The following is a 9427-nucleotide window of genomic DNA, read 5'->3' on the forward strand; positions in this document are numbered from 1 at the left end:
CAGGCGCCACTCCGCGATCGGCAACATCACCCCGAACGCCTACGAGACCGCCACCTTCGCTATCCTCACGGAAGCGGCATAACCGAAATGACACCGTGTCCACGATCCGGGGTCAAGGCCCCACCGAAGACGCAAGTGCGTTCGTGCCGGACCCGATCATCCTGTTGGCGAGTTCTGTCCGAACCGGCCAGGTCGCTGTGACCACCCATCCGGCACGAACCATTGACCCGAGGATTGTTTCCCACCCCGTCGATGCCTGGCCGCCCTCTTCCGTTTCCGATTGCTTGAATGCGTAATACACGGTGATCGGGTAGTCGTCGGAAGCGGACTGGCGAGCGTGAGCGAACACGCTCTCGAAACCGGTCTCAAAGAAGGCTTTGGCACCGTCGGCACCGCCATGACGATAAGGGTTGGCAACCAGCTCTTCCGCTTTCGGGACGAGAACTGTCCCCAGAATCTCGGGGTGGATCGAACGTAGGGCTCGTCGGAGCCATACGTAAAAGAAGTCAGACAGCTCCGAGTAGCTGATGTTGTCGTAGTAGGGCGGATCGGTCGAAACCACAAGTGAGTCCAGAACTCGGGATGCTGCATCCGCCTGCCGAGCTTCGCCCGCTTGCCCTGTTGGTAGGCGCTCGACGGCGTTCGCCACTTGAATCATGCTCTCGGCAAGAGTCCCACTCGACTTTGCGAAGAAGTTCGCCTCCGCGAAGTCCCAGGCCATAGCGATCGCCTGTCGAGCAAAGATGCCACGCACCTGCTCCTTAGAGGGGCTGGAATCCCAAGTCGTCACGGCGGAGTTGCGGTCACCAATGCGATCCGCAGCCAAGCCGAGATAGGTAGCAACCGCGTCCGCGTATGCTGCCGCTCCAATACCGCCAGCTTCGAGCCGGAGACCATCGGGGACACCGGCTGCTTGCGCGTCGGCGAGTACGCGCTCACGCGCCTCCACGACCAGGTCACTGAACGTCGTCAGCGCCGTCAACTGGCGGTTCGTGAACAACGATGCGAAGGTGCCAAGACCATACGCTGGGGTCCACAAGTTGCGCGGGTCGTACCCAAGCGGCTGATCCGGCACATCGTCCGGCCGCTTCACCTCCGCGGCCTCAGCGTGCTCCGACGTTGGAGCGAGGTAAATGCGCTGACGATTCCCCTCAGCAACCGTTGCGATGAGCGACGCCCCAAGCCGTCCCGCAAGCCCCTCCTCCTTGATGTAGTCGGTGGAGACCGCTGTTCCGCACCCGATGCACACGGCACCCTTGCGCCCCGACACGGTGCCATCGACATCCTTGGACGGCCCCTGCCCCAGGTCATGCCCGATCCCGTACTCGACCTTCCCTCCGACGACGGTGGGCACGACGTAGGCTTCCTTGCCCTTCTTCTTCCCGAGCCACCACGAGCGCACGAGCGGCATCTCGATGCCGCAGGCAGGGTTCGGGCAGGTGACGGTGCGCGCCCATATCCAGGCGATGACGGTCGCTTCCCCGCCACCGGGCAGCTTCGCCTTCGGGTAGAGATGGCCGATGCGCTTCTGCGCCTCGTCGCGCATCCACTCGCCGTACCGACGAACATCTTCCGCAAGTCCCGTTGCCTTCGGCCAGTCGGTGCGAGTGCCTGCCGCGCCGGGGAACACCGGCTCTCGTCCGGCGAACTTCGGCGGGATCTCAATGAGCGCCTTGTTGATGAGCACCGCGACGGGGTTGAGGTCGCTCGCGTGGGCTTCCAGTCCGAGGCGTTGCGCCTCCAGCGGGATCGTGCCGCCTCCTGCGAAGGGGTCGAGGATCGCGGGCGGGTTGCCGTTCGTGGACTTCATGATCTCGGCGCGCACGGCGTCGAACAGGGCTTCGTCGCCCAGGTTGTCCCAATCGACCATGCGTGTGATGAGGTCGAACAGGCGCTCGCGCTCCTGCTTGATGCGGTGGCCGGCCCAGCCTTCGGGGTCCTCGTATCCCTTCTCGCGGGCCTCGGCGATGAACTCGTCTTCTCGCACCGAGGGGTCGTCCACGAGCTGCGCGAACAGCACCGCTCGTGCCGTCGCCAACGGTCGCCGAGCCCACCACAGGTGCAGCGTGCTCGGGTGCCCGTGCCGGATCGACTTCTCGCGCGCCGACTGCTTGTTGATTTCGTCGAGCGGGATCGAGACCTCGATCAGCTTGCGCTTGACTGCCATTGGATTCCTCTCGGATGCGCTCTCGCGCTTGGTATTACTGCGACTTTCGAGCCTACCGGCGGGCTCAGACGATGCCGGGCGGCCCCGGTGTGTGGCGTGTGCTCACGGGTGAGACTTCATCGCGGCGAGTACCACCGCGCGCGCGGCGTCGGCACGGGGATGCGAGTACGCCACGACGAGCGGTACGTCACGGTCCCGCCGAGCGGGGCGCGCCCTCCATGCCGCGCTCATCTGCGGACCTGCCTCCGCCTTCGCTGCGGCCACCAGCTCGACGTAGGCGTCAAGCACCTCGGGAGCGATGAGCGCGAGGTGCGAGGTGTAGAAGTCGAGACGCGACTGGATTTCGCTGACGTGCGTCGTGAGCGCGAAGCGATCTGCGGCGGCTCCCGACCGTCGGCGGACACGATATGGCGCTTCGAGGTAATCGCTGACGGCCTGGAGCGCGCCCGCGTATGCCTCTGCGCGGCGCGAGCGCGCGTGCTGGCGGCGCTCGTGGAGGAAGCCGAGCGCGACGATGGCTGCTGCGAGGATCGCCGCTGCGACGGTGGCGATCCCGTCCCAGGTGATCGGCGCGGGCGGAAAGAGCGAGAGGAGCCAGCTCATGCGGCACGCTTCGCTTCCTCGGTGAAGCCGTGCTCCGCCTGGGGTGCGAGCCACTCGCCGGTCTCGGCGTAGGTGTCTTCCAAGAACAGGTGATCCTGCACGAGGACGATCAGTTCGGCGAGGTTCTTGTCAGCTGTCCATCGCTGCTCGGCGGGGTCGTCCGGGTAGTAGAGGCACAACGCGCCGTCCTCGTAGCGATGCGGAGAGTCCTGCATCTCTCCGGCGTACACGACGGGGAAGTCGCGGCCGTCACGAACCCCGCCGCCGGGGAAGTACCGCTGCGGTCGGAACTCGATAATGACCGGGACGCGCTCCACCCGTCCCACGACATCGACACCATCCAGGTGGTAGCGCCGTCTTGGTACAGCCTCGACTCGCGGTGACCCGAAGCCGACACCGATCCAGCTCCCACAGCTCAGCGCGACAGCGCACGGGTTCGCGTGCCGCAGCACTTCCCAGGCGTACTCGACTCGGAGACGGCGACCAAACAGGCGGAAGGCGTCGCGCTCGAACGGGACGAACCAGGCGGCGTCCGCGCCGTACCACGCCGGGTCGGGCATCAGCACGCCCACGAGCGCACGGGGAGGCGATCCCCATAGGCCGACGTGGACGCGGTGTCGGCGGGCGAGGGCAGGAGCGACGGGTTCTTCTCGCGCCAGCGTTCGCGTGAGACGCGCTTCACTTCGTCCTGATCGGGCTTGGGCATCACGGTCTCGTCGCCGAAGAAGATCGCGAGCTGGTTGAGCGCGAGGATCGGGTAGCCCTCTCGCTCGTACTGGAGTGCAAGGTCGAAGTCGGCCTTCGCCTGCCGGAACGCGGCGACGACCTGGAGTCGGGTGAACGAACTTCTCGTTGATCTTGATCGGCCCGGCGACGCCAGCGGGATCGGGGGTCTCGCCGATGCTGAGCTGCTCGATGGCGTGGTTCAGCCAGGTACTGATGTAGTCCGTCATCGTCACCGGCCCGGTGATGCAGCCGAGCGCGAGGGCCTTGATGTTCCAGGAGCAGATCGGCCGGTCGTGCTTGCGGTTCCAGTGCTTCATGAGCCGGGTGCCGCGCGCGAACGTCGAGCGGCTGATGGCGTTCGCCTTCTTCACCATCTCGGTGTGGCGCTCGGGGTGGCTGCGGTCCCAGGTGCGGTAGTTCGGGATGTAGAGCCCGGCTCCCGTGCGGTTGTCGATCGCGGTGATGACATCGGCGGTGAAGTCGGCCTGGCCGGGGGTCACCGGGTCGCCGAACCGCACCAGGATCGAGCGGCGGCGGTTGAGGTGCTCCACACGCAGCTTCGGGTACTCATCCTTCAGCTCGCGTCGGATCGCGTCGGCCGCGCGCTCCTGGAGTGCGCCGGGGCCGCGCAGGCCCGGCCCGTACAGACCATCGGGGTCGGGGATCACGATGCCGAGGTCGACATCGGTGAGAGGGTTGAGCGCGTCGCCGTGGGCGATGCTGCCGTTGACGTAGGTGCGCCCGCCGAACTCGCGCTTGAGCGCTGCGGCGAGTGCGTCGCGCCGTTGCCGTGCCTCGGCGAGTTCCTCGGGGGTGACCTGGATGCGCGAGCGCGCTTCGTTGAGCGCGTGCTCCACGGTGCTGGTGCGGGTCGGGATGTCCAAGAGCGTCATCGTCGGCTCCTTTCTGCCGGATTCGGGTCCGACGGTCAGGGGGCCTCGCTGCTCGACATTCGGCGTGTCCGTTTGGGCACCTTGCCGCTTGTGTCGCTAGAGTCGGGTGAACTTTCCAGGTTCCGCCCTCTTCCACGAGGCCTGAGAACGCCGCCGGTTGCACCCGGCGGCGTTTGGGTAGTAGATCAACGTATGGCTGGCCTACGACACCGGGGCGTGCGACACGCGGGCATTCGAAAGAATCTTCGCCTCGGATCGAAGCGTGCGGGCTCTCGGCCTCAGAACGGCGTGGTGCCGCGTGCCCACCAGTCGTTCCAGGAGAGGTTCTGCGAGACGACATCGAAGTCGGTGAGCCAGGCGGGTTCGACGCCCTCGAAGGCGTTGCCGATGTAGCGAACCTCGTCGTGCTGCGGCCCGCTCGCGCTGACTCGGACGAGGGCGAGTCGGTGGTCGGGTGCGGCGTTGAGCGCGGTGAGCACCTCGGTGCGGGTGATCGTGAAGGTGTCCGAGCCCTCGATGCGGGCCTTGACCTCGATGCGGATGCCCGCGCCCTCCGCGGGGCGAGAGAGCACGTCGAAGCCGGGGTTGTTGTGCGCCTGCTCCTCGGGCGTGCGGTCGAGCGCGCGCTCGGCGGCGAGCACGGCGTCGACGCCGCGGCGCTCGACCTCAGCGCGCGCGAGAGCACTGACAGCCACGTCGCCGGATGCGCCGGGGTCGGGGGCTGCGGGCATGACGAGGGCGATGGCGGTGATGCGCGGGGTCACGGGCGACATGGCGAGCTGGCGGTCGATGAGCGCGAGGCGGGACTCGCGGCGCTGCTCCAGTTCCTCGGCGCGGCGGCGCAGCGTCTCGGCGGAGTAACGGACCTTCTTGCCCGCAGCCGCATCCGCGTCGGTCTTCAGCGCCTCGGTGTAGAGGCGGTTGACCTCGCGGGTCAGGCGGGTCGCGACGCGCTCGCGGACGCGTTCATACTCCTGCGTGCGGCGAGTCGCCACGTCGACTGCGAACACCGGGAGCTGCTCGGCGATCACCCAGGAGACGGCATCCTTCTCGCGCTGCGTGAGCCACGGCAGGCTCGTGCCCGCCGCGCGCTGCGGCTCGTCGGCGGGCGCGTAATCGAGGTACGGCGCGGGGCCGGCCTCGCGCACGATCCCGTCGGCGCCGACGACCGAGTAGCCGAACCGCTTGCTGACGGTCTGCCCGGTGGAGTCGCGGACCTCGTTGAGCACGCCCACGAGCAGCGTCGGCTCGGTCACCGCGTCGGAGGTGAGCACCGTGCCGCGGTCAAGCACCGGGCCGTACTGGTCGATGACGAGCTGGAGCGCGGCGTCATGAAGAGGATGGCCAGGGGCGAGCAGTTCGGCGCGGGGCGTGCCCTGCACGTCGATGGTGGCGGCGTCGAAGGTGATGCGCTCGTAGCGACGGGCGACGGGTGCGCGCCCGGCACGCTCGCGGATGCTCGCGGGGACGTGCGTGATCTCGTAGCGGCCCTTCTCGCGCCGCTCGATGCGTCCGCCCGCACGGTCGAAGGCTTCCAGGAAGGCGTCGCGGATGAAGTGGGGCTGGAGGCGCTTGGCCTTCGCGTCCTCCATCTGACGGCGCAGCGCCTCCAAGTCGGTGGGTGCGAGGGCTTCGCTGGCGAGGGCATCGTCGTCGAGCAGTTCCTGGAGCCCGGCGGAGACGCACTCGTCGATGACCTCCCACATCTTCGCCTTCACGTCGGGCTGCTCGCCGTAGCGGATCGCGTCGCGCAGCACGCGCGTCAGCGACAGGTCGCCGAGGGAGGTGCCGAGCACGTTGAAGATTTCGCCGTCGTAGGCGGCTCGCTGCTCCTCGATCTTGTCGAGCAGGCGGATGAACACCTCGCCCTCGCGGGTGTCCTCGGCGACGAGGTTCCACAGGCGGCACACCTCGGTCTGGCCGATGCGGTGAATGCGGCCAAACCGCTGCTCGATGCGGTTCGGATTCCACGGCAGGTCGTAGTTGACCATCAGGTGCGCAGCCTGGAGGTTCAATCCCTCCCCCGCAGCGTCGGTGGCGATGAGGATCTGCACCTCGGGGTTCGAGGTGAACTCGGCCGTGATGCGGCGACGCTCGTAGCGCGGAACTCCACCGTGGATCGAGACCACGGCCTCGCGCCTGCCCAGGAGCTGGGTGATGCGCCGCTCCAGGTAGTTCAGGGTGTCACGATGCTCGGTGAATACGATCAGCTTGCGCGGCTTGCCGTCCGGCGTCGTGAGCACCTGGCTCTCGATCACGCCACGCAGCTCGCGCCACTTCACGTCCTGCTGCGAGTCCAGCAGCCTGCGGGCATGCTCGGTGAGCCGCCGCAGGTCAGCGATCTCGGTCTCCAACTCGGCTGCAGTGCGGGCGGCGGTCGCCGCGTCGACGAGTTCCTCTTCGGCTTCCTCCAGCTCGGCGGCATCCAGCTCATCCGTGTCGTAGTAGCCGCTGTCAGGATCGTCACCGAGCAGCGAGGCGGGGGCATCGCGGGGCGGGGCGTCGAGGATGCCGTCGAGCACGTCGGCACGGGTGCGCTCCAGCCGGTCGGTGCGGCGGCGAAGCGACTGGAAGATCGCCTCCGGGCTCGACGCGAGACGACGCTGAAGAACTGTGAGCGCGAAGCCGACCGTATTCTTCCGCTTACCCTCCAGCCGGTCGGCGAGGTTCATCCCGTTGCGTACGTACTCGGTGACCTCCTCGTAGAGGAACTGCTCATCCGGGGACAGCCGGTAGGAGGCGGTCTCGGCGATCCGCTCCGGGAATAGCGGACGCCCCTCGAAGGTGACGAGCTTCTCCTTCACCATGCGCCGCATCAGCCCATCGGCCGTGCCCGTCTGCGCGTGCCGATCGCCCGGGCCGGCGAACCGGTCACGGTCCAGCAGCGAGAGGAAGGTCTGGAAGTCTTCTTCCTTGCCGTTGTGCGGGGTCGCCGTCATCAGCAGGAAGTGGCGGGCGCGCTCGCCCAGCAGCTCGCCGAGCTGGAATCGCTTGGACGCCTTCAGCTCGCCGCTGAACCAGGACGCGCTCATCCGGTGCGCCTCGTCCACGACCACGAGGTCGAACTCGGCCTGCTCGATCTGTTCCAGCAGCACCTCGTTGCGGGCGAGCTGATCCATTCGCGCGATGAGCAGCCGCTTCTGCTCGAACACGCTCTTGCCCGGCGCGGTGTCCTCCGCGCCGGGCGCGAGAATCTCGAACTCCAGCCCGAACTTCAGCGCCAGCTCGTCCTGCCACTGCTCCACAAGCCCGCCAGGGGCGACCACAAGACAGGTGCGCACGTCGTCCCGGAGGATCAGCTCCTTGATGTAGAGGCCGGCCATGATCGTCTTGCCCGCGCCGGGGTCGTCGGCCAGCAGGAACCGGAGCGGCGTGCGCGGGAGCAGCTCGCCATAGACCGCGCGGATCTGATGCGGCAGCGGCTGCACGTCGCTCGTCGCCACCGCGAGCATCGGGTCGTGCAGCCCCGCGAGCATGATGCGCTGCGCCTCGGCAGCCAGCCGGAAGTTGCGCGGATCGGCATCGAACGGACGGCCGGACTCCAGGTGCGGCGCGACCTTCTCCTCGTCGGCGCGGAAGAGCACCACCTGCCCGAGCGCCCCGTTGTCGTCCTGATAGGTGACCTCGACCGCGTTCGCGCCGTGCATCTGCGCCGCCAGCACCGTCACGGCGCGCCCCGGCACGATGCCTGCCAGCCGCGCAGTCGCGGCGATGTCCTCTAGCCGCACGGCGACCCTTCCGACTCGAAACTCTACTTTGAGACTACCGACGAGCGCCGACGTTCCCAGATATGTCGACGCCGCGTGCAACGGATCGATGCTCTCTTCCCCGCCATCGGAAACAGCAGGAGACGTGGGACTTCACGGCTGATGAAGACATTGTTTACAAGCTCGTGAGCTGTGGCCGGGACTACATCGCAGGCCCAGGGCTCGTACGTCGCCCGGCCTTCCGTCCGGGTTCCCATCGCGGAAGGCGCTGACGGAGCTCTGCGGCCGGCGCTTCCGCCGCTCTGCGAGAGTCCTCAGCTGCGAGGCGCTGAGCCTCGTCTTGAGCAGCACGCTCGTGGACGAGCTTGACCGCCTCATCTGGTGGAAGCGCATCGAGCTGGGCGAGGTAGCGGCGGTCCTGCGCCGCCTGCTCGCGCAGGACCTTCACTCGCGCGGCAACCGCGCTCGGATGCCGGTTCCCGAGAACGCGCTCGTACAGCGCGCTGTGCTCCCGTGACTGCCTCGCGACGATCTTGCTGACGATCTGGCGCGCCTGCGTGGCTTCCGCGCGTGCTTCGAGGACCGCGGGCACGTGGCTGGCTTCGTGCTGGGCGACTGACTCGGACCACGCGGGCAGATTGCTCTCGCTGCGGGGGACGCTCTGCCACCGGTCACGCACGGCCTGCTCGGTCTCCGCGCTGCGAGCGTCTGCGTTATTCGCGATGCGGGTGGAAGACCGCTTGCGGAACCGAGACGCGCTCTCCTTGGCCCGGCGTGCCGCGATGGCGTTCTGCTGCGCAGCCAGGAACGTGGCGCCATCCGCGACTGCCTCCTGTGTCAGCGATTCCACAACATCCGCGAGCAAGGCAGCAGCCTTCGCGTCGGCGGCTTCCGCCAGCTCACGCTGCGGCTCATATTCGGCTTTGTGTCGCTGGGATTGGTCGTGCAATCTGGCGGCCGCCGACACCCAATGCTCTCGCTCCGCGTCCGCCTTCGCGATCCGCTCGACAATACGGTCGCGCTCCGCGCTCACTATGGACGTGGGCCCGTCCGTGATCAGGTCGGTGACGGCCTCACGGGCGCGTTCCGTGGCGTCTTCCAGGCCGCGGTCTGCGCGGTCTCGGGCGAGCGCATCGACGAACTGCTGCTTCGCGTCTGCGAGATCGCTGGCGACGATGTGCAGCCTGTTCGTGTCGCGCCCGCGGGTCATGGGCTGTGTCAAGCTTCGTAGACGATCTCTTTGTGGATTTCAGGCCGCGGTTGCGGTCTGGGCGTAGTAGGCGGCCCGGGTCTCGGCGGGGGTGCGGTAGCCGAGGGTGGAGTGCAGCCGG

5 protein-coding genes are annotated in these 9427 nt (G+C 67.6%); all 5 read right to left on the reverse strand.

Going from position 1 to position 9427, the window contains the following annotated elements; all coding sequences use genetic code 11:
• Positions 1–112: 112 nt before the first annotated feature.
• The 5 genes from ACYVJ0_RS13210 to ACYVJ0_RS13230 all read right to left on the reverse strand — a co-directional run bounded on the left by ACYVJ0_RS13210 (position 113) and on the right by ACYVJ0_RS13230 (position 9306).
• Positions 113–2167, reverse strand: a complete 2055-nt coding sequence (locus ACYVJ0_RS13210; RefSeq protein WP_460818305.1) for a DUF1156 domain-containing protein — start codon at positions 2165–2167, stop codon at positions 113–115.
• A 102-nt stretch (positions 2168–2269) separates the two neighbouring features.
• Positions 2270–2770, reverse strand: a complete 501-nt coding sequence (locus ACYVJ0_RS13215; RefSeq protein ID WP_460818307.1) for a hypothetical protein — start codon at positions 2768–2770, stop codon at positions 2270–2272.
• Positions 2767–4389 (reverse strand): nucleotidyltransferase domain-containing protein, encoded by a 1623-nt coding sequence (locus ACYVJ0_RS13220; protein ID WP_460818308.1) that lies wholly within the window; start codon positions 4387–4389, stop codon positions 2767–2769. Before ACYVJ0_RS13220 ends, ACYVJ0_RS13215 begins: the two co-directional genes overlap by 4 nt.
• Before the next feature lie 278 nt (positions 4390–4667).
• Positions 4668–8117 carry a helicase-related protein gene (locus ACYVJ0_RS13225; protein WP_460818309.1) on the reverse strand — a complete coding sequence of 1150 codons (3450 nt, stop codon included), beginning with the start codon at positions 8115–8117 and terminating at the stop codon, positions 4668–4670.
• Between the two features lie 181 nt (positions 8118–8298).
• Positions 8299–9306, reverse strand: a complete 1008-nt coding sequence (locus tag ACYVJ0_RS13230) for a hypothetical protein (RefSeq protein ID WP_460818311.1) — start codon at positions 9304–9306, stop codon at positions 8299–8301.
• Positions 9307–9427 lie beyond the last annotated feature (121 nt).

The sequence above is a fragment of the Microbacterium petrolearium genome, from assembly GCF_054782875.1.

Bases quoted from the DNA above. Each gene is read 5' to 3' on its own strand.
- ACYVJ0_RS13210 (WP_460818305.1), bottom strand. From the start codon at position 2,167: ATGGCAGTCAAGCGCAAGCTGATCGAGGTCTCGATCCCGCTCGACGAA.
- ACYVJ0_RS13215 (WP_460818307.1), bottom strand. From the start codon at position 2,770: ATGAGCTGGCTCCTCTCGCTCTTTCCGCCCGCGCCGATCACCTGGGAC.
- ACYVJ0_RS13220 (WP_460818308.1), bottom strand. From the start codon at position 4,389: ATGACGCTCTTGGACATCCCGACCCGCACCAGCACCGTGGAGCACGCG.
- ACYVJ0_RS13230 (WP_460818311.1), bottom strand. From the start codon at position 9,306: ATGACCCGCGGGCGCGACACGAACAGGCTGCACATCGTCGCCAGCGAT.